The organism is Yersinia proxima (assembly GCF_902170785.1).
Classification (GTDB): domain Bacteria; phylum Pseudomonadota; class Gammaproteobacteria; order Enterobacterales; family Enterobacteriaceae; genus Yersinia; species Yersinia proxima.
This window is the reverse complement of the sequence record NZ_CABHYG010000004.1, coordinates 404842-426259: the sequence shown is the minus strand read 5'-3', so window position 1 is coordinate 426259 and position 21418 is coordinate 404842. Positions and strand designations below refer to the sequence as shown.

Sequence of the window (21418 nt, the reverse complement as noted above, 5' to 3'; positions counted from 1 at the left end):
TGATGGATTGCCACTTAGTATTATCAGTATAGTCAGGCGGTTAAATCCTATTGAATATCAGAATGTTTCCGGCGGATTTTTTTTACTGGCGAATACTGCATCACAAATTGGTTAATTATTTTTCAGAAAAAAATACAATTAATGCCGTTGTGGGATGGTAAGCGCATAAATTTACAGTCATTATTGATCTCAAACAGCGGTAGTGTCTTAATTTGATGATTTACTACCATATACCCTTCATACTTCAAATTGCATATGCGTTGGCCGCCTTCGCTCACCCCAGTCACTTACTTGTGTAAGCTCTTGGGAATTCACTCAGTTGCCGCCTTCCTGCAACTCGAATTATTTTGGGTATAGCTGGATATCCCTTTTCACTTTTTGCCAACGAGGCCATTTTGAACAGCGAACTATTGTGGGTGTTGACGCTACTTCTGATAGCTATTGTGCTGTTTACCACCAATAAACTGCGGATGGATGTCGTGGCATTATTGGTCATTATTGCCTTTGTTATGAGCGGCACGCTGTCATTAGGGGAGGCGACCAGCGGCTTCAGTGACCCTAATGTCATCTTGATTGCGGCATTGTTTGTCATTGGTGAAGGGTTAGTGAGAACCGGCGTCGCCTATCAGGTGGGGGATTGGCTGGTAAAAGTTGCCGGCCACAGCGAAACCAAAATGCTGGCGTTACTGATGGTCACTGTGGCGGGGTTGGGAGCCTTTATGAGCTCAACCGGCGTGGTGGCGATTTTTATCCCGGTAGTACTAAGTGTCGCCAGTCGAATGAAGATTTCGCCCGGTCGATTAATGATGCCGCTGAGTTTTGCCGGGCTGATCAGTGGCATGATGACTCTGGTCGCGACACCACCCAATATGGTGGTGAACAGTGAGTTGCTGCGCGAAGGTATTAAAGGTTTTGGTTTCTTCGGCGTGACGCCGATTGGCCTTATCATCTTGCTGATGGGGGTTGGCTACATGTTGGTTGCCCGCCACTGGTTGGGGGGAAAACCGGAAAGTTCAGAAAAAGAGCAGCAATGGAAGCGCCGTACCTTTCGTGATCTTATCCGCGATTATAAACTTACCGGCCGCGCCCGCCGCCTGGCGATTCGCCACGATTCCCCTTTGATTGGTCGTTCTCTTGATGAACTGCATCTGCGCGCCCGCTATGGCGCGAACGTGGTTGGGATTGAACGCTGGAAACGTTTTCGGCGGGTCATGGTCAGTGCGACCGGCTCGTCTGAGCTGCACGAAAATGATGTTTTGCTGATTGATATGTCTGATTGTGATGTGGATTTACGCGAATTTTGTACTGAGCAGATGCTAGAGCCGATGGTGTTGCGTGGTGAGTATTTCTCTGAACAGGCGCGTAACGTCGGGATGGCCGAAGTTTCTCTTATTCCAGACTCTTCCCTGCTGGGAAAAAGTTTACGTGAAGTCACTTTCCGTACCCGCTATGGTCTGAATGTTGTGGGTATTCGCCGCAATGGTAAGACGCTGGAAGGTAAACTGGTCGATGATAAATTACAGTTTGGCGACATCTTATTGGTGATCGGCGACTGGAAATTGATTCGTCAATTGCAGCAGAAAACCCGTGATTTTATCGTGCTGAATTTACCGGCTGAAGTTGATGAAGTAGCACCTGCTATCTCACAAGCGCCCCATGCTTTGTTCTGTCTGGCGCTGATGGTGGCGATGATGCTAACTGACGAAGTACCGAATGTGATAGCGGCGTTGGTGGCATGTTTGTTGATGGGGCAATTCCGCTGTATTGATATGGAAAGTGCTTATCGCTCAATCCATTGGCCAAGTTTGATTCTAATTATCGGGATGATGCCCTTTGCACAAGCGCTGCAAAAAACTGGCGGGGTAGATTTGATAGTTCGTGGTTTGATGGATGTTGCTGGTGGTATGGGGCCAAGGGTGATGTTGCTGTGCTTATTTGTGCTGTGCGCCACCATCGGGCTATTTATCTCCAATACCGCGACGGCGGTGTTGATGGCACCGATCGCCATCGCTGCCGCTCGTGAAATGTCACTTTCCCCGTATCCATTCGCGATGATTATCGGTATTGCCGCATCAGCCGCCTTTATGACTCCAGTCTCATCCCCGGTTAATACCCTGGTTTTAGGCCCCGGTGGCTATAAATTCGGTGATTTTATCCGAATAGGGGTGCCGTTTACCCTGTTGGTGATGATCGTGAGTGTGATGGTGGTGCCGATACTTTTTCCTTTTTAATTGGGATGCTACAGGGTAAGAGTTGTGTTTAGTTCGGTTGATATGAGATTGGTGCTCACCTTGCCCCTTGGTGCCTCAACCGCCAAAGGGGTCACAAGCGCGTGACCCCTTGTGGAATCCCCGCGCTAGCGCACGTATCGCGGCCTGCTTCGCAGGTTCCCTTACTCATCGTTTCGGCTGACGGACGGCTATTATAGCCTCTTCGAGGCTACCCTCCGGGCCAACGCAAGCGTTGTTCAAAACTGCTTCGCAGTGTTGTCGTGGGTCCCTCCGCGTGACGCCTAAAACGGGCGTCCTGCCCGTTTTCCTTGCCTATACTCTTCGCGCGGTAGCTCAAATGTGCTTTTGAAAATCAACTTCAACTTTAATCCAGTGAATCAAGGCTGATTTCGTCTAATGACAGGCTGAAGCTGGGGACGAAAACTTCCATAAAATAATCCATTTCTGGGCTTTGACGCATGGCGAGGGTCTTCTCCAGCCGTGCTTTGGCTTGGATGAACTCATTGTTACCGGCGGATAATTCTTCTAAACATTTGAGATAAGCACACAGGGCATCTGCCTGTTTAACCAGTGCTTTTTCCTCTTCGCTGTAATAATGCTCATCCAGCAGACAACGAAAATCATGTTGTAACTCGACGGGCAACATTTCAATCAGCTTCTGCTGCGCAACTTTTTCTATCTTTTTATATTCATGAGCAATTTGTGGGTTGTAATACTTGATAGGAGTTGGCAAGTCACCGGTTATCACCTCACTGGCATCGTGGTACATCGCCAGCAGAGCAATACGATCGGCATTAAGATTGCCATTAAATTTCCGATTTTTGATGATAGCCAATGCATGAGCGACAAATGCCACCTGCAAACTGTGCTCAGAAACATTCTCAGTGCGGACATTGCGCATCAGCGGCCAGCGATTGATGAGTTTTAAGCGGGATAGGTGAGCGAAGAAGTGACTCATAGTTTTCTCTCTTTTGTTCTTTTAAGGCAGGCAATAGGGGGTAGTTTATCAGATTGGGTTTCAGTTGATCGGATCTGGTTTCGGTTGATATTCGGTCTTGTGATTAGGTTCGGTTGTTAGAGCTTCATCGCTCATCTAACCTCCAATGCCTCAACCGCCAAAGGGTGCGGGCGCGCACCCTTGTGGAATCCCGCGCTTCGCACGTATCGCTTGCCCACTGCGTGGGTTCCCTCACTCATCATTACGCAGACGGACCGGGCCGATTATAGCCTCTTCGAGGCAACCCTTCGGGCCAACGCAAGCGTTGTTCAAAACTGCTACGCAGTGTTGTCGCATCCATGCTCAAGCGGCCCTCGCTCGGCATCCATGCCTCGCGTCCTACCTTCATTCTTCACTCGGCAGCTCACATGTGCTTTTAATATCAAGGTCAAAACCGTGGTTTTTGGCTTTTGATGTTGAGCGCAATCAGGAATATTACCGACAAAGACGATGGCCCGAGTGAGCCGCCATGGACGGCGGCGAAAAGCGCGCTGGAGCAGGACGCGACTCGCGCTGGCTCGATAAGGCCAACGGCTGCCGGAGGGGACTGCGAATAGCAGTAATATTTCGCGCAAGCCGCAGGTGCAGGAGGGCCGGCTTGCCCTCCTGCTCGGTTGAGTCTACGGTGGTCAGGTCATAACTGAAGGATTATCAACCGAAAAAATGATTCGATCTGCCCTAACAACGGAATCAATTACATGATTAAATCTCAACCGAACTAATCACGAAATCAACAAATTACTGATGGTATGTTTCCAAAAATCGCCCCAGTTTCCCAACAGCCATCTCCAACTCATCCACGCGCGGTAATGTCACGATCCGCACATGATCAGGATATGGCCAGTTAAAAGCACTGCCCTGTACCAGCAAGACTTTTTCCTGTAACAGGAGATCCAATACCAACTTTTGATCGTCTTTCAGGTTAAAACGCTTCTGATCAATACGCGGGAACATATAGAGCGCGCCCTGAGGTTTAACACAGGAAACACCAGGTATCTGGTTAATCAACTCCCAAGCCCGGTCGCGTTGTTCGTACAAACGCCCGCCAGGTTGGATAAACTCGCTGATGCTCTGATAGCCACCTAATGCAGTCTGAATCGCATGCTGCATGGGCACGTTAGCGCACAATCGCATAGATGCCAGCATTTCCAAACCTTCAATATAACCTTTGGCGTGTTTCTTCGGCCCATTCAGTACCATCCAGCCCTGACGAAAACCGGCAACACGGTAAGTCTTGGATAAACCATTGAAGGTCACAGTCAGTAGATCAGGTGCCAGTGCAGCAATCGAATGGTGCTGAGCTTCGTCATATAAAATCTTATCGTAGATCTCATCGGCGAAAATAATCAGATCATTCTGGCGAGCGATTTCGACAATTTCCAGCAACAATTCTTTGCTGTAGACCGCGCCAGTCGGGTTGTTTGGGTTGATAATCACTATCCCGCGAGTCCGTGGGGTGATTTTACTGCGAATATCATCCAAATCAGGGAACCAGCCTGATTCTTCATCACACATATAATGCACAGCTTTACCGCTCGAAAGCGATACTGCCGCTGTCCATAATGGATAGTCCGGAGCCGGGACCAGCATTTCATCGCCAAGGTTTAGCAATGCTTGCATGGATTGCACGATCAGCTCAGAAACACCGTTCCCAATGTAGATATCCTCTACCGTCAGGTCGCGCATATCGCGGGCCTGATAGTGCTGCATAATGGCTTTGCGCGCCGAAAAAAGGCCTTTGGAGTCGCAATAGCCCTGTGCAGTCGGCAAATTACGGATCACATCCACCAGGATTTCATCCGGTGCATCGAAACCAAACGGGGCAGGGTTGCCGATGTTGAGTTTCAGAACCTTGTTACCTTCTTCTTCAAGACGCTTAGCTTCTTTTAGCACTGGGCCACGAATGTCGTAACAGACGTTGTCCAGTTTGCTGGATTTCTCAATGGGGGACATAAAAAATTGAGCCTTTTGCTGGTAAAAGCGTGTCCTCAGCATGGAACACTGCAAGGTGTTCAATGTACTCCGACGCCATTGATTTTTGAAGCTGTATGCACATCTTTAGTGCAAATGACTGTTGGCGGAAAAATGCAGGTGGTTTTGCCCGTGCTTTTGCGCTCAAACCTACAGATTGGATGTGTGATTGATGAGTTTGTCTTAAGTTTTTCTCTGTCCAACCTGAATTGATACCGGTGTTAGCAAAAAGATAGTTTTCACAGTAGAGGAAGGGCATTTTTGCTGCTGCATTAAAGAAAGGGATATATGGCAAGTATGGGCACTCAATTGCTCTGTATTTTACGAGGCATGATCTGAATTCAACAGTTTATATCATCATACATATATGGTGGAGCAAAAAAGAGGTAAATTTGTAAATAGGAAAACTATTAAGAATATCTAATATTATTCGATGAGATTTTATCAATTATCAAATGTTACTACCTTAACTGACTGGATTAGATAAGAAAACTGGGTAGAAATATATTGATATCTTTTAATATTTCTCGGTTGGTTAGTCTTGCTGGTTTTATTAAAATGAAGGTGTGTCTCTTTATAAAAAGCTAAAAAAATCAGGATTTCTAAAGGAAAAAATCTTCATTTATCGAAGATTTAGCGTTTTTTTATGACGTCACTCACAAACATAGACAGAATTGAGCCAATAGTTTTTTTTAAAAAGAGATAGCGGTAACGAAATATAAGTAAATTTTTTGCCCTACTCGAATGAGTGGGGTACTGTCATACTTAGCGTTGTCCCTTATTGATGGCGCTAATACATAAACACCAGGGTAGTTTGTAATTAGAATTCAAAAAAGTGAAGAATACACTATGACAAATGCAAATCGTCCGATAATTAATCTCGACCTCGATCTGCTTAGAACCTTTGTAGCTGTTGCTGACTTAAATACGTTTGCCTCTGCTGCGGCAGCGGTTTGTCGAACACAGTCAGCAGTTAGCCAACAAATGCAACGGTTAGAACAGTTAGTTGGTAAGGAGTTATTTGCCCGTCACGGGCGTAACAAATTGCTCACTGAACATGGTCTCCAGTTACTTGGCTATGCCAGAAAAATTTTGCGTTTCAACGATGAAGCCTGTACGTCACTGATGTATAGCAATATAGAAGGGTCACTCATTATCGGCGCATCTGATGATACTGCCGATACGCTGCTGCCTTTCCTGCTAAACCGAGTGGCGACACTATATCCTCGGCTGGCCATCGATGTGCGGGTAAAACGTAGCCCACTCATTGCTGACATGCTGAGCCAGGGTGAAGTGGATCTGGCAATTACCACCGCCAAGGTCGACAACCATCCCCATGTGATTTTAAGGACATCACCGACGCTGTGGTATTGCTCCGCCGATTACCAATTCCAACCCGGCGAATCAGTACCTTTAGTCGTTATGGATGAGCCAAGCCCGTTCCGTGATATGGCAATAGAACATCTGACCAGAGCCGGTATTGCATGGCGTATCGCTTATGTTGCTTCCTCGCTTTCTGCCATTCGTGCGGCAGTGAGGGCCGGGGTGGGCATCACTGCCAGACCGATTGAGATGATGAGTCCTGATTTACGTGTATTGGGTGAAACAGAAGGGCTACCTCGCCTGCCTGAAACCCATTATTCATTATGTAAAGCCAGTCAGTGTAGTAATGAATTGGCCTTGGCTATTTTCGATGCGATGCAGACCGGTCATCAACATGGATTGCAATCTGGCACGGATTTAATATTAGACTCTGATTATTTAATCGACGATCAAAGTTAATAAATTATTTGTATAATTAATTATAAGCCCCTTATTTTAGGGGCTTTTTTGTTTTCATTTTGAACAAAAGTCCTATTTTATCCTACCTCAGTTAATTTTTTTCATAAAACGTTGTTTTATTCCACAAACAGAGATTTTTCATGAGTAGATTGCAGGGAATAAACCTGATTAATAGAATGGTTAATATCCATATTTATTATTATCTATTTGTTTTTTATTAAAACACCGTTTCATATTTTTTGAATAAAAAAATACAACTTTTCATACCGAATATTTATGAAATAACACTCAAAACGTGTTCTGGATCAAAAAAATACCCCTAGCTAGTGAGTGGAAGAACCGGTTATTCCTGAGACAATGGTATAGTTAGTAGGAACTATCCATGTTGGTTTATATGTGTATGTTCTGGCTTAACAAATTACTGACTCGATTAAGCTGGCTGGTTCGCATCAAATGTTAAGTAAGATCGTGCGTTTGTAAATTAATCTGTAGTTACTTTTGTCAAAGTTGACAAAAGGTTACTGAAAGGAGTAAAAAGCCCACAGTAAAACACTGGCTAAACAGTTGTAAAGACAGTGTGTTTTGTGTGGTTTTTATCCTTCCCTTTGAATCGATGTGGTGCACTAACTGCCAACACAAGAGCAGGATGTCCGACACCACTTTTGATGAGTAAGCAATGAGTATGTCAACAACCACTGAAGTTATCGCTCATCATTGGGCGTTCGCTGTATTCCTGATCGGCGCAATCGGGCTGTGCGGTTTGATGCTGCTAGGTGCGTTCTTCCTGGGTGGGAGAGCTCGGGCCCGTGCCAAAAACGTCCCTTATGAGTCTGGTATTGATTCAGTAGGCTCCGCGCGCATGCGCTTGTCTGCGAAATTCTACCTGGTCGCCATGTTCTTCGTTATTTTCGATGTTGAAGCGCTGTACCTGTATGCATGGTCAATTTCTATCCGTGAGAGCGGCTGGATAGGCTTCATCGAAGCAACCATTTTCATTTTGGTGCTCTTGGCTGGTTTGGTTTATCTGGTGCGTATTGGCGCTTTGGATTGGACTCCTGTGCGTTCTAATCGCCGCGTGAGTAAACCAAGCATAGTTAAATACGCCAGCAATCATCCGCAAGCTATACCCAAAGAACGTGGTGTTGAAAGTACGGCTACCAGCAAATAAATCCCGATGAACTTATCTATAGTTTAAGACAGGTAAGTGATTGGGGTGAACGCGCACAGCTAACAACCCTGCGGCTTTAAGTACAAAGGGTATAGTGGTCAATAAATACAGCGAGGCATTAACATGGACTATACGCTCACCCGCATAGACCCTAACGGTGAGAACGACCGTTACCCCCTGCAAACTCAGGAAACCGTCAGCGGCGACCCTCTCGAGCAACATGTCCACCGTAGTGTTTACATGGGTAAACTTGAGAATGCCATGCATGACATGGTGAACTGGGGGCGTAAGAACTCTCTTTGGCCGTATAACTTCGGTCTTTCCTGCTGTTATGTGGAGATGGTGACCTCGTTCACCGCCGTGCATGACGTGGCACGTTTCGGTGCAGAAGTATTGCGTGCCTCCCCGCGTCAGGCCGACTTTATGGTGGTTGCCGGTACATGCTTTACCAAGATGGCCCCAGTTATTCAGCGTTTGTATGAACAAATGTTGGAGCCAAAATGGGTTATTTCCATGGGCGCCTGTGCTAACTCCGGCGGCATGTACGATATCTATTCTGTAGTGCAAGGCGTGGATAAATTCCTACCGGTAGATGTGTATATCCCTGGCTGCCCACCGCGCCCGGAAGCCTATATGCAAGCATTGTTGCTGCTACAGGAATCTATCGGTAAAGAGCGCCGTCCTCTCTCTTGGGTTGTGGGTGATCAAGGTGTTTACCGCGCCAATATGCAGCCAGAAAGAGAACGTAAGCATGCTGAACGAATTGCAGTAACTAACCTGCGTACACCTGACGAAATCTAATGTGCCTTTAGGCATAAGATTTTGGTGCGTAAGTGATTTGTTTTTGGAGAGAACCGTTTTTCTTCCAGAACATGTGTGCGGCAAATGACCACAAAATGACACATTCAGTGTGGTGAAAAAACAGTGTGGTGAATAAATAATGACCGATTTAACGACGTCCGACAGCACCCAGTCAGCATGGCAGACCCGAGACCATCTTGATGATCCGGTGATTGGTGAACTGTCGAACCGTTTTGGGCCAGAGGCCTTTGTTGTTCAGGCAACTCGTACCGGTATGCCCGTGGTATGGGTGAAGCGTGAACAATTACTGGAAGTAATGTCGTTTCTGAGAAAACAACCGAAGCCGTATGTCATGCTGTTTGACCTGCATGGTGTAGATGAACGTCTTCGTACCCACCGCCAGGGCTTGCCTGACGCGGATTTTTCTGTTTTCTATCATCTGCTTTCCATTGAGCGTAACCGCGACATCATGCTGAAAGTGGCACTGTCTGAAAAAGACTTGCACGTGTCCACAGCGACCAAGATTTTCCCTAATGCCAACTGGTATGAGCGCGAAACTTGGGAAATGTTCGGTATTACCTTCGATGGTCACCCTCATCTGACGCGCATCATGATGCCGCAGACTTGGGAAGGCCACCCGCTGCGTAAAGATTACCCAGCCCGTGCAACAGAATTCGATCCCTTTGTGCTGACCAAGCAGAAAGAAGATCTGGAAATGGAATCACTGACTTTCAAACCGGAAGATTGGGGTATGAAACGCGGGACCGAAAATGAGGACTTTATGTTCCTTAACCTCGGCCCGAACCACCCCTCTTCACACGGTGCGTTCCGTATCGTGTTGCAACTTGATGGTGAAGAGATTGTCGACTGCGTGCCAGATGTGGGTTACCACCACCGTGGTGCGGAGAAGATGGGCGAGCGCCAATCCTGGCACAGCTACATTCCTTATACCGACCGTATTGAGTACTTGGGTGGTTGCGTTAACGAGATGCCTTACGTGCTGGCAGTTGAAAAACTGGCTGGTATAGAAGTGCCGGATCGCGTTAAAACCATCCGCGTGATGTTGTCTGAATTGTTCCGCATCAACAGCCACTTGCTGTATATCAGTACTTTTATCCAGGACGTCGGTGCAATGACACCGGTGTTCTTCGCCTTTACCGACCGGCAGAAAGTGTACGATTTGGTAGAAGCGATTACTGGTTTCCGTATGCACCCGGCCTGGTTCCGTATTGGTGGTGTGGCACACGACCTGCCGCGTGGCTGGGAACGTCTACTGCGTGACTTCCTTGACTGGATGCCAAAACGCCTGGATTCCTACGTCAAAGCGGCATTGCAGAACAGTATCCTGAAAGGGCGTTCTATCGGTGTTGCTGCCTACAATTCCAAAGAAGCATTGGAATGGGGTGTAACCGGAGCAGGCCTGCGTGCTACTGGCGTTGAGTTTGACGTGCGTAAATGGCGTCCGTACTCCGGTTATGAAAACTTCGATTTCGAAGTTCCCGTCGGTAACAACGGCGACTGTTATGACCGCGTGATGTTGAAAGTGGAAGAGTTGCGTCAAAGCCTGCGCATTCTGGAGCAATGTTATAAAAATATGCCAGAAGGCCCATTCAAGGCAGACCACCCACTGACCACTCCGCCGCCGAAAGAACGCACGCTGCAACATATCGAAACGCTGATCACTCACTTCCTGCAAGTTTCATGGGGCCCAGTGATGCCAGCTAACGAATCATTCCAGATGGTTGAAGCGACCAAAGGGATCAACAGTTACTATCTGACCAGTGACGCCAGCACCATGAGCTATCGCACCCGGATACGTACTCCAAGCTATGCCCATTTACAGCAGATCCCATCGGTTATCCGTGGCAGCCTGGTATCTGACTTGATCGTCTATCTGGGCAGTATCGATTTTGTAATGTCTGATGTGGACCGCTAATTATGAGCAACCAAAAAGATACTCAGGTGAGTAACGAAAGCCAAAATGTGGCGAACCTGGCAGTCAATGCGGCTGAACCGGCGACCACAGCAGAAGTTTTCGAGTTGAGTGCTGAAGAACGTGATGCTATCGAACATGAAAAGCACCATTACGAAGATGCCCGCGCCGCGTCAATTGAAGCACTGAAAATTGTGCAAAAACAACGCGGTTGGGTGCCGGATGGGGCGATTCACGCCATTGCTGAAGTATTGGGCATCCCAGCCAGTGATGTTGAAGGTGTGGCGACATTCTACAGCCAGATCTTCCGTCAACCGGTTGGGCGTCATGTGATCCGCTACTGTGACAGCGTGGTGTGCCACATCACTGGTTATCAGGGGATCCAAGCTGCGATTTCGAAAAAACTCAGCATTCAGCCAGGTCAAACTACCTTTGATGGCCGCTTTACGCTGCTGCCGACCTGCTGTTTGGGCAACTGTGATCGTGGCCCGACCATGATGATCGATGACGATACGCACAGCTACCTGAAGCCTGAAGATATTGAGAAGTTACTGGAGCAATATCCATGACAGCCCACTCAGGTTTTACCAAAGAAGTCGTCCGTACACCGGAAATGCATCCGCTGACCTGGCGTTTGCGCGATGATAAACAGCCAGTATGGTTGGATGAATATCGCAGCAAAAACGGTTATGTCGGCGCGGAAAAAGCCTTAAAAAGCATGGCAGCACCTGATGTTGTTAGCTTAGTCAAAGACGCCGGCCTGAAAGGGCGTGGTGGTGCTGGCTTCTCCACCGGTTTGAAGTGGAGTTTGATGCCAAAAGACGAAAGCATGAATATCCGCTATCTGCTGTGTAACGCTGATGAAATGGAACCGGGCACCTATAAAGACCGCCTGCTGATGGAGCAGTTGCCTCATTTGCTGGTGGAAGGGATGCTGATCAGTGCCTTTGCGCTGAAAGCCTACCGCGGTTACATCTTCTTGCGTGGCGAATATATCGAAGCTGCCGTGCACTTACGCCGTGCCATCGCTGAAGCGACTGAAGCAGGCTTGCTGGGCAAAAACATCATGGGCAGCGGCTTTGATTTTGAGCTGATTGTTCATACCGGGGCGGGTCGTTATATTTGCGGTGAAGAAACTGCACTGATTAACTCGCTGGAAGGCCGCCGTGCCAACCCACGTTCCAAGCCACCTTTCCCGGCATCTTCTGGTGTTTGGGGCAAACCGACTTGCGTTAACAACGTTGAAACTCTGTGCAACGTTCCAGCCATTCTTGAGCATGGTGTGGAGTGGTATCAGGGAATTACCGCCGGTAAAAGTAACGATGCGGGTACTAAACTGATGGGCTTCTCTGGCCGGGTGAAAAATCCGGGTCTGTGGGAATTGCCGTTTGGTATCACCGCTCGCGAAATTCTGGAAGATTACGCCGGTGGCATGCGCGATGGCTTGAAATTCAAAGCCTGGCAGCCGGGTGGAGCAGGTACTGACTTCCTGACCGCCGACCACCTGGATTTACCGATGGATTTTGAAAATATCGCTAAAGCTGGCAGCCGTTTAGGGACTGCATTGGCTATGGCGGTAGACCACGAAATCGGTATGGTTCCGCTGGTACGTAATCTGGAAGAGTTTTTCGCCCGTGAATCCTGTGGCTGGTGTACACCTTGCCGCGATGGGTTGCCGTGGAGCGTGAAGATCCTGCGTGCACTGGAGCGCGGCGAAGGTCAGCCGGGCGACATCGAGACGCTGGAGCAGCTTTGCCGTTTCCTGGGGCCGGGCAAAACCTTCTGTGCTCACGCGCCGGGCGCGGTTGAACCACTACAAAGTGCGATCAAATATTTCCGGGAAGAATTCGAAGCCGGGATCGCAGCGAAAGACTATGGCAACACCCGAGCCATAGCCGGTATTCAACCAAACCTGTTAAAAGCGCGCTGGTAGCATAGATACCCTTACGGTTTTGCCGTGGGGTCAGAATTTTGGATTAACGCCTGCCGTAAGGTAGGTCATTTGGAAGCATGCATATGGCTACGATTCATGTAGACGGCAAAGAATACGACGTAAACGGGGCCGACAATCTGTTACAGGCTTGTCTCTCCCTGGGACTCGATATTCCTTACTTTTGCTGGCATCCGGCGCTGGGAAGCGTCGGCGCTTGCCGCCAATGTGCGGTAAAGCAATACCAAAACGCGGACGACACGCGTGGGCGTTTGGTGATGTCCTGTATGACGCCAGCCACCGATGGAACCTTTATTTCCATTGATGACGGTGAAGCCAAAGCGTTCCGTGAGAGTGTGGTTGAATGGTTGATGACTAACCACCCACACGATTGCCCGGTCTGTGAAGAAGGGGGTAACTGTCATCTGCAAGATATGACAGTGATGACCGGCCACAGTTTCCGCCGCTATCGCTTTAGCAAACGGACTCACCAAAATCAGGATCTCGGCCCGTTCATCTCTCATGAAATGAACCGCTGTATCGCCTGTTATCGCTGTGTACGTTATTACAAAGATTATGCTGATGGCACTGACTTTGGTGTCTACGGTGCGCATGACAACGTCTACTTTGGTCGCACCGAGAGCGGCACGCTGGAAAGCGAGTTCTCCGGTAACCTGGTAGAAGTGTGCCCGACCGGTGTATTCACCGACAAAACCCATTCCGAGCGTTATAACCGTAAATGGGATATGCAGTTCGCGCCAAGTATCTGCCAGCAGTGCAGCGTAGGGTGTAACACCAGCCCAGGTGAACGTTATGGTGAATTGCGCCGTATCGAAAACCGCTACAACGGCAGCGTGAACCACTACTTTATGTGTGACCGCGGCCGCTTTGGTTATGGCTACGTCAATCGCAAAGACCGCCCACGTCAGCCGCAGCAATTGCGTGGCAATGATTGGATCCACCTGAACGCCGAACAGGCGATGCAAGGTGCAGCAGATATTCTGCGTCAGGCGAAGAAAACCATCGGTATCGGCTCACCACGTGCCAGTTTGGAAAGCAACTTTGCGTTGCGTGAACTGGTGGGTGCGGAAAACTTCTATACCGGCATCGCCGCAAGCGAACAACAACGCCTGCAACTGATGCTGAAAGTGCTGCGCGAAAGCGGTATCTACACGCCAGCATTACGTGAAATTGAAAGCTACGACGCCGTGCTGATTCTGGGTGAAGATTTGACTCAGACGGGTGCCCGTATCGCACTGTCTGTTCGCCAGGCAGTGAAAGGTAAAGCCCGTGAAATGGCGGCGGCACAGAAAGTGGCTGACTGGCAGATTGCTGCCATCATGAACATCGGCCAGCATGCCAAACATCCGCTGTTTATCACCAACGTTGATAACACCCGCATGGATGATATCGCGGCATGGAACTATCGTGCGCCAGTGGATGATCAGGCCCGGTTAGGTTTCGCCATTGCGCATGCATTGGATGAATCTGCCCCTGCAGTAGCTGACCTGGATCGTAATCTGAAAGGTAAAGTGGATATCATCGTGCAAGCCCTGGCGGGTGCGAAGAAACCACTGATTATTACCGGCAGCAGTGCCGGCAGCGATGCCATCATTGAAGCTGCAGCTAACGTGGCGAAAGCCCTGAAAGGCCGTGGTTCGGATGTCGGTATTACTTTCGTTGCCAGTGCGGCTAACAGCATCGGTCTTGCTATGATCGGCGGCGGTTCTCTGGATCAAGCGCTGGAGTCGTTGACTCAAGGCGATGCAGACAGCGTTATCGTGATGGAAAACGATCTCTATCGCCACGCGGCGCAAGACAAAGTTGATGCGGCGCTGGATAAAGTGGCCAACCTGATCGTGGTTGATCATCAACGCACCGCCATTATGGATAAAGCGAACTTAATTCTGTCAGCGGCCAGTTTTGCTGAAAGTGACGGTACGCTGGTCAATCAGGAAGGCCGTGCTCAGCGCTTCTTCCAGGTTTATGACCCAACTTATTATGACGACCCGAAAAAACCAGAAAGCCGCAGCATCATGCTGGAAAGCTGGCGTTGGCTGCATTCCCTGCACTCAACTTATACCAGCCGCCACGTGGACTGGACACAGCTTGATCATGTGATTGCCGCCTGTGTTGCAGCATTGCCGCAGTTGGAAGGGATTGTTGAAGCCGCACCAGATGCCAGCTTCCGTATCCGTGGTCAGAAACTGGCTCGTTCACCAATTCGTTACAGTGGCCGTACTGCCATGCGTGCGGATATCAGTGTGCACGAACCGCGCCAACCGCAGGATATCGACACGCCGTTTGCCTTCTCAATGGAAGGGAATAACAGCCCACTGGCTGATCGTCAGCAGATCCCATTTGCCTGGGCACCGGGCTGGAACTCACCGCAAGCATGGAACAAATTCCAGGCTGAAGTGGGCGGTAAGCTGCGCTTTGGTGATCCGGGTGTACGTTTGATTGAAGCGGGGGAGGGAACGCTCGGTTACTTTGATTCTATACCCGCCGCCTTTACCGCCAACGGCGAAAACTGGCAGATTGCCCCTTACTACCATCTGTTTGGTAGTGAAGAGATGTCTCAGCGTTCAGATGTCATCCAGCAGCGTATGCCAGCACCTTATGTGATGGTCAATCCTGCTGATGCGGCCCGTCTCGGGGTAAACCTCGGTACGCTGGTGGAGTTCAACTGTGCCGGTCAGACCTTGCGTCTGCCAGTGCGTTTGAGTGAAACCTTGGCTCAGGGTCAGGTCGGCTTGCCGCTTGGCTTACCGGGTATTCCACCGATTATGGTGGGTGCGCGCGTTGAGAATCTGCGGGAGGCAGTACTATGAGCTGGTTTACCCCTGAATTGATTGAGATTTTAATCTCTGTCCTGAAAGCGGTAGTGATTCTGCTGGTCGTGGTGACTTGCGGTGCATTTATGAGCTTCGGCGAGCGTCGCTTGCTGGGCTTGTTCCAGAACCGTTACGGGCCAAACCGTGTCGGTTGGGGCGGGTCATTGCAGCTGGTGGCTGACATGATCAAAATGTTCTTCAAAGAAGACTGGGTGCCGCGCTTCTCTGACCGGGCTATCTTTACCCTGGCACCGGTGATTGCCTTTACCTCGCTGCTGCTCTCCTTTGCCATCGTCCCGGTCAGCCCGACCTGGGCAGTTGCGGATCTGAATATCGGTATTTTGTTCTTCCTGATGATGGCGGGGCTGGCGGTATACGCTGTGCTGTTCGCCGGTTGGTCCAGTAATAACAAATATTCTCTGTTAGGGGCGATGCGTGCTTCAGCGCAAACCCTGAGCTATGAAGTGTTCCTCGGCTTATCCTTGATGGGCGTAGTGGCGCAAGCTGGCTCATTTAACATGCAGGATATTGTTAACTCTCAGGAGCACGTCTGGAATGTTATCCCGCAATTCTTTGGTTTTGTGACCTTTGCCATTGCGGGTGTTGCCGTCTGTCACCGTCATCCCTTTGACCAGCCAGAAGCTGAACAAGAACTGGCCGATGGTTACCACATTGAATATTCCGGTATGAAATTCGGTTTATTCTTCGTCGGTGAATACATCGGTATCGTGACTGTCTCTGCACTGATAGTCACCTTATTCTTCGGCGGCTGGCAAGGCCCGTTCTTGCCGCCATTTATCTGGTTTGCGCTGAAAACGGCTTTCTTCATGGTGATGTTCATTCTGATCCGTGCATCCTTGCCGCGCCCACGTTATGACCAAGTGATGTCATTCGGCTGGAAAGTTTGCCTGCCGTTGACCCTGCTGAATCTGCTGGCGACTGCCGCGGTCATTTTGTACAACGCTCAATAAGGGGTGAATGAACCATGACGTTGAAAGAGTTAGTGGTTGGTTTCGGCACCCAAGTGCGCAGCCTGTGGATGATTGGCCTTCATGCCTTCCACAAGCGCGAAACCCAAATGTATCCGGAAGAGCCGGTTTATCTGCCGCCGCGCTACCGTGGCCGTATCGTGCTGACGCGCGATCCCGACGGTGAAGAGCGCTGCGTTGCGTGTAACTTGTGTGCGGTTGCCTGTCCGGTCGGCTGTATTTCATTACAGAAAGCCGAGCACAAAGATGGCCGCTGGTATCCGGAGTTCTTCCGTATCAACTTCTCTCGCTGCATTTTCTGTGGCCTGTGTGAAGAGGCTTGCCCGACCACCGCTATCCAGCTGACGCCGGATTTCGAAATGGGTGAGTTCAAACGCCAGGATCTGGTGTATGAGAAAGAAGACTTGTTGATCTCGGGGCCGGGTAAATATCCGGAATATAACTTCTACCGGATGTCCGGTATGGCGATTGACGGCAAGCAGAAAGGCGAAGCCGAAAATGAAGCCAAACCGATCGACGTTAAAGGTCTGATGCCTTAGGAGCCAGCGTCCATGGAATTTGCATTTTATATTGCAGCATTGGTGGCAGTGGTGGCGACTATTCGCGTTATCACTCACACCAACCCGGTACATGCGCTGCTGTACCTGATTATCTCTTTGCTGGCTATTTCGGCCGTGTTCTTCTCACTGGGGGCTTACTTTGCCGGTGCGTTGGAAATCATTGTTTACGCCGGTGCCATTATGGTGCTGTTCGTGTTCGTGGTGATGATGCTGAACCTGGGCAATGTCGAGCAACAAGAGCGCGATTGGCTGAAACCAAGCTTGTGGATTGGCCCTGGTTTACTGGCATTGGTACTGCTTACCGTGCTGATTTATGCCATCAGTTCAGTCACTGATTCCGGCATTAGCGGTGAAATGGTCGATGCCAAAGCAGTCGGTATCAGCCTGTTCGGCCCTTATGTACTGGCGGTGGAACTGGCTTCAATGCTGCTGCTGGCCGGTCTGGTGGTTGCCTTCCATATCGGGCGTGAACACAAGCCGGGTGAAGTGCTGGGCGCAAGCGAAAGCGCGAAAAGAAAAACGGAGGAACAAGCATGATCCCTCTACAACATGGCCTGATTTTAGCGGCCATTCTGTTTGTGCTGGGGCTGACGGGGTTGATTATTCGTCGCAACCTGCTGTTTATGCTGATAAGCCTTGAAGTGATGATCAACGCGGCGGCGCTCGCCTTTGTGGTGGCGGGCAGTTATTGGGGTCAGGCTGACGGTCAGGTGATGTATATCCTGGCGATCACGCTGGCGGCGGCGGAGGCCAGTATTGGTCTGGCACTGCTGTTACAGCTGTATCGTCGCCGTCATACTCTGAATATTGACACAGTCAGTGAGATGCGCGGATGAACCTATTATATTTAACAATTCTGCTGCCACTGCTGGGCTTCTTGCTGTTGGCATTCTCCCGTGGGCGTTGGTCTGAAAATACCTCTGCTACTGTCGGGGTGGGATCGATTGGTCTGACGGCACTGGTGACACTGTATGTTGCCGTGGACTTCCTCAGTCAGAAAGCCACCGGGGTTCAGGTGTTTAACCAAACCCTGTGGAACTGGATGTCGGTTGGCACCTTCAACATTCCGTTGACTCTGACACTGGACGGCTTGTCGCTAACCATGTTGTCTGTCGTCACTGGCGTGGGCTTCCTTATTCATATGTATGCCTCTTGGTATATGCGTGGAGAAGAGGGCTACTCCCGCTTCTTCGCCTACACCAACTTGTTTATCGCCAGTATGGTGGTTTTGGTGCTGGCCGATAACCTGATGCTGATGTATCTGGGTTGGGAAGGTGTGGGTCTGTGCAGTTACCTGTTGATCGGTTTCTACTACACCAATCCGGCTAATGGTGCGGCGGCGATGAAAGCCTTTATCGTGACCCGTGTGGGTGACGTGTTCCTGGCTATCGCGCTGTTCATCCTGTATCAGGAACTGGGCACGCTGAACATTCGTGAGCTGATGGTATTGGCACCGCAGAAACTGGAAATGGGCTCTACCGCCATTACCTGGGCGACGCTGATGTTACTCGGTGGTGCAGTGGGTAAGTCGGCGCAGTTGCCGTTACAAACCTGGCTGGCCGATGCGATGGCAGGCCCAACGCCGGTTTCCGCACTTATCCATGCGGCTACCATGGTCACCGCCGGTGTCTATCTGATTGCCCGTACTCACGGTCTGTTCCTGATGGCACCAGAAGTGCTTCATCTGGTGGGGATCATCGGGGCAGTCACTCTGGTGTTGGCCGGTTTTGCCGCGCTGGTGCAGAGCGATATCAAGCGCGTGTTGGCCTATTCCACCATGAGCCAGATTGGCTACATGTTCCTGGCGCTCGGCGTTCAGGCATGGGATGCGGCTATCTTCCACCTGATGACTCATGCATTCTTTAAAGCGTTACTGTTCCTCTCCTCTGGCTCAGTGATTCTGGCCTGTCACCACGAGCAAAATATCTTCAAAATGGGTGGTCTGCGTAAGACTATTCCATTGGTGTATATCTGCTTCCTGGTGGGTGGCGCGGCGCTGGCAGCATTGCCAATCGTCACCGCAGGCTTCTACAGTAAAGACGAAATTCTGTGGGGCGCATTGGCCAGTGGCCATATCAATCTGATGGTCGCCGGGCTGGTTGGGGCATTCCTCACCGCGCTGTATACCTTCCGTATGATTTTCATTGTGTTCCACGGCGAGCCAAAAACCAAAGCGCATCCGGTCAAAGGGATCACTCACAGCCTGCCGCTGATCGTGTTGCTGGTGCTATCGACATTTGTTGGCGCGCTGATAACTCCGCCGCTGGCGGGTGTATTGCCAGAGCTTCATTTCGGTGAAGAGGGCAAAATGCCGCTGGAAATCTTCTCCGGCGTATTGGTGGTGATTGGTATCGCACTGGCTGCAATGCTGTATCTGGGCAAACGTCAGCTGGTCAACAGCATCGCGCAAAGTGCGCCGGGCCGCTTCTTTACGGTCTGGTGGTTCCACGCGTGGGGCTTCGACTGGCTGTACCATAACGTATTTGTCCGCCCGTATCTGTGGATTGCAAGATTGTTGCAACGTGATCCGCTGAATTCACTGATGAATACCCCGGCGATTCTTTCGCGCTGGAGTAATCGCGGTCTGACCGTCAGTGAAAATGGACAGGTGCGTTGGTATGTCGCGTCTATGGGTTTGGGTGCAGTCGTTGTACTGGCTCTGTTGCTTTTCGTTTAATTAGGGACACAAAACGCCATGCTATTACCTTGGCTAATTCTTATCCCCTTTATCGGCGGCTTACTGTCTTGGCAGTGTGAGCGCTTCGGTACTAGAGTTCCGCGCTGGATAGCGCTACTCGCGATGGGGCTGACATTGGTGCTCTCCTTGCAGTTGTGGGTGCAGGGCAACTATTCACTGATGAACCCGGCGGGTATCCCGCAGTGGCAGTCAGAATTCACCTTGCCGTGGATCCCACGGTTCGGCATCTCATTCCATCTGGCTTTAGATGGTTTGTCACTGCTGATGGTGGTGCTGACCGGCCTGTTGGGTGTGCTGGCTATCCTCTGTTCGTGGCGTGAAATTCAGCGCAATCAGGGCTTCTTCTACCTGAATCTGTTGTGGATTCTGGGTGGGGTAATCGGCGTGTTCCTCGCCATCGACATGTTCCTGTTCTTCTTCTTCTGGGAAATGATGTTGGTGCCGATGTACTTCCTGATTGCTTTGTGGGGTCACAAAGCATCAGACGGTAAAACCCGTATCGCGGCGGCCACCAAGTTCTTCATCTATACCCAGGCCAGCGGCCTTATCATGCTGATTGCCATTTTGGGGCTGGTGTTCGTGCACTACAACGCCACCGGTATCTGGACTTTCAACTATGAAGATTTGTTGAAAACCCCGATGTCCCACAATGTGGAATGGTTGCTGATGCTGGGCTTCTTTATCGCTTTTGCGGTAAAAATGCCGGTTGTGCCATTGCACGGTTGGTTGCCAGATGCACACAGTCAGGCACCAACCGCAGGTTCTGTCGACCTGGCGGGGATTTTGCTGAAAACCGCAGCTTATGGTTTGCTGCGCTTTAGCCTGCCACTGTTCCCGAATGCCTCGCATGAGTTTGCGCCAATCGCTATGTGGCTGGGTGTCATCGGTATCTTCTACGGTGCGTGGATGGCCTTCTGCCAGACCGATATCAAACGCCTGATCGCTTACACCAGCGTATCGCACATGGGCTTTGTGTTGATTGCCATCTATACCGGCAGCCAACTGGCTTACCAGGGTGCGGTTATCCAGATGATTGCCCACGGCCTGTCAGCCGCCGGTATGTTCATCATCTGCGGCCAGCTGTATGAGCGCCTGCATACGCGTGATATGCGCCAAATGGGTGGCCTGTGGGGTCGAATCAAATACTTGCCTGCGCTATCGCTGTTCTTCGCGGTGGCAACATTGGGGATGCCGGGTACTGGTAACTTCGTCGGCGAATTCATGATCCTGTTCGGCAGCTTCCAGGTGGTTCCGGTGATTACCGTGATTTCTACTTTTGGGCTGGTTTTTGCTTCGGTTTACTCGCTAATTATGATGCAGCGTGCTTATTACGGCGCGCCAAAATCTGAAGAAGCATTGCCGGGCATGAGTGCAAGGGAACTGTCCATCATCCTGCTGTTAGTGGTGTTGTTAGTATTGCTGGGGGTTTATCCGCAGCCAATTCTCGACACATCCCATGCTGCGATGAGTAATGTACAGCAGTGGTTCAATGCTTCATCTATTATTCCAACAACAAGGCCGTAA

At 50.1% G+C, this 21418-nt stretch carries 17 protein-coding genes and 1 pseudogene; 15 read left to right on the top strand and 3 right to left on the bottom strand.

Features of this window, described 5'->3' with window-relative positions; translation table 11 throughout:
* Nucleotides 1–395: 395 nt before the first annotated feature.
* Nucleotides 396–2231: an SLC13 family permease gene (locus FTB31_RS03775; RefSeq protein ID WP_019082012.1), complete on the top strand. Its 1836-nt coding sequence runs from the start codon at nucleotides 396–398 to the stop codon at nucleotides 2229–2231.
* Between the two features lie 364 nt (nucleotides 2232–2595).
* Here FTB31_RS03775 and yfbR read toward each other — a convergent pair whose 3' ends face one another.
* Nucleotides 2596–3189: a 5'-deoxynucleotidase gene (yfbR, locus tag FTB31_RS03770; protein WP_004391643.1), complete on the bottom strand. Its 594-nt coding sequence runs from the start codon at nucleotides 3187–3189 to the stop codon at nucleotides 2596–2598.
* A 452-nt stretch (nucleotides 3190–3641) separates the two neighbouring features.
* Between yfbR and FTB31_RS03765 the strand changes: the two genes are divergently transcribed.
* The gene (locus FTB31_RS03765) at nucleotides 3642–3785 is read left to right on the top strand and encodes a hypothetical protein (RefSeq protein WP_172665981.1); all 144 of its coding nucleotides are present in this window, start codon (nucleotides 3642–3644) and stop codon (nucleotides 3783–3785) included.
* Nucleotides 3786–3966: 181 nt separating this feature from the next.
* On the opposite strand, the gene FTB31_RS03760 is transcribed toward FTB31_RS03765, so the two are convergent.
* Both FTB31_RS03760 and FTB31_RS03755 read right to left on the bottom strand, forming a co-directional pair.
* On the bottom strand, nucleotides 3967–5181 hold the full coding sequence (locus FTB31_RS03760) for a pyridoxal phosphate-dependent aminotransferase (RefSeq protein ID WP_019082014.1): 1215 nt from the start codon (nucleotides 5179–5181) through the stop codon (nucleotides 3967–3969).
* Nucleotides 5168–5494, bottom strand: coding sequence for a hypothetical protein (locus FTB31_RS03755; RefSeq protein ID WP_139343713.1), 327 nt, complete (start codon nucleotides 5492–5494; stop codon nucleotides 5168–5170). The genes FTB31_RS03760 and FTB31_RS03755 overlap by 14 nt, the downstream gene beginning before the upstream one ends.
* Before the next feature lie 554 nt (nucleotides 5495–6048).
* Between FTB31_RS03755 and rovM the strand changes: the two genes are divergently transcribed.
* From rovM to nuoM, 13 genes and pseudogenes are all read left to right on the top strand, one after another.
* A complete protein-coding gene (gene rovM, locus FTB31_RS03750) occupies nucleotides 6049–6981 on the top strand; it encodes a virulence transcriptional regulator RovM (protein ID WP_050078327.1) in 933 nt (310 codons plus the stop codon).
* A gap of 676 nt (nucleotides 6982–7657) precedes the next feature.
* On the top strand, nucleotides 7658–8149 hold the full coding sequence (nuoA, locus tag FTB31_RS03745; RefSeq protein WP_050078326.1) for an NADH-quinone oxidoreductase subunit NuoA: 492 nt from the start codon (nucleotides 7658–7660) through the stop codon (nucleotides 8147–8149).
* Nucleotides 8150–8272: 123 nt separating this feature from the next.
* The gene (locus FTB31_RS03740) at nucleotides 8273–8950 is read left to right on the top strand and encodes a NuoB/complex I 20 kDa subunit family protein (RefSeq protein ID WP_002210278.1); all 678 of its coding nucleotides are present in this window, start codon (nucleotides 8273–8275) and stop codon (nucleotides 8948–8950) included.
* A 139-nt stretch (nucleotides 8951–9089) separates the two neighbouring features.
* Entirely contained in the window at nucleotides 9090–10886 is a 1797-nt protein-coding gene (nuoC, locus tag FTB31_RS03735; protein WP_077295130.1) for an NADH-quinone oxidoreductase subunit C/D, read from the top strand.
* 66 nt (nucleotides 10887–10952) lie between these two features.
* Nucleotides 10953–11452: pseudogene (gene nuoE, locus FTB31_RS03730) on the top strand (NADH-quinone oxidoreductase subunit NuoE).
* Nucleotides 11449–12816, top strand: a complete 1368-nt coding sequence (gene nuoF / locus FTB31_RS03725; RefSeq protein WP_050078325.1) for an NADH-quinone oxidoreductase subunit NuoF — start codon at nucleotides 11449–11451, stop codon at nucleotides 12814–12816. The pseudogene nuoE and the gene nuoF overlap by 4 nt, the downstream one beginning before the upstream one ends.
* A gap of 83 nt (nucleotides 12817–12899) precedes the next feature.
* Nucleotides 12900–15644, top strand: a complete 2745-nt coding sequence (gene nuoG / locus FTB31_RS03720) for an NADH-quinone oxidoreductase subunit NuoG (protein WP_050078324.1) — start codon at nucleotides 12900–12902, stop codon at nucleotides 15642–15644.
* A complete protein-coding gene (nuoH, locus tag FTB31_RS03715; protein WP_005159221.1) occupies nucleotides 15641–16618 on the top strand; it encodes an NADH-quinone oxidoreductase subunit NuoH in 978 nt (325 codons plus the stop codon). Before nuoG ends, nuoH begins: the two co-directional genes overlap by 4 nt.
* 14 nt (nucleotides 16619–16632) lie before the next feature.
* The gene (gene nuoI, locus FTB31_RS03710; RefSeq protein ID WP_005171687.1) at nucleotides 16633–17175 is read left to right on the top strand and encodes an NADH-quinone oxidoreductase subunit NuoI; all 543 of its coding nucleotides are present in this window, start codon (nucleotides 16633–16635) and stop codon (nucleotides 17173–17175) included.
* Between the two features lie 12 nt (nucleotides 17176–17187).
* Nucleotides 17188–17733 carry an NADH-quinone oxidoreductase subunit J gene (gene nuoJ, locus FTB31_RS03705; RefSeq protein ID WP_005159228.1) on the top strand — a complete coding sequence of 182 codons (546 nt, stop codon included), beginning with the start codon at nucleotides 17188–17190 and terminating at the stop codon, nucleotides 17731–17733.
* Complete coding sequence (nuoK, locus tag FTB31_RS03700; RefSeq protein ID WP_005159229.1) at nucleotides 17730–18032, top strand: NADH-quinone oxidoreductase subunit NuoK; 303 nt, start codon at nucleotides 17730–17732, stop codon at nucleotides 18030–18032. Before nuoJ ends, nuoK begins: the two co-directional genes overlap by 4 nt.
* A complete protein-coding gene (nuoL, locus tag FTB31_RS03695) occupies nucleotides 18029–19873 on the top strand; it encodes an NADH-quinone oxidoreductase subunit L (protein WP_050078322.1) in 1845 nt (614 codons plus the stop codon). Before nuoK ends, nuoL begins: the two co-directional genes overlap by 4 nt.
* A gap of 18 nt (nucleotides 19874–19891) precedes the next feature.
* The gene (nuoM, locus tag FTB31_RS03690) at nucleotides 19892–21418 is read left to right on the top strand and encodes an NADH-quinone oxidoreductase subunit M (protein ID WP_050078321.1); all 1527 of its coding nucleotides are present in this window, start codon (nucleotides 19892–19894) and stop codon (nucleotides 21416–21418) included.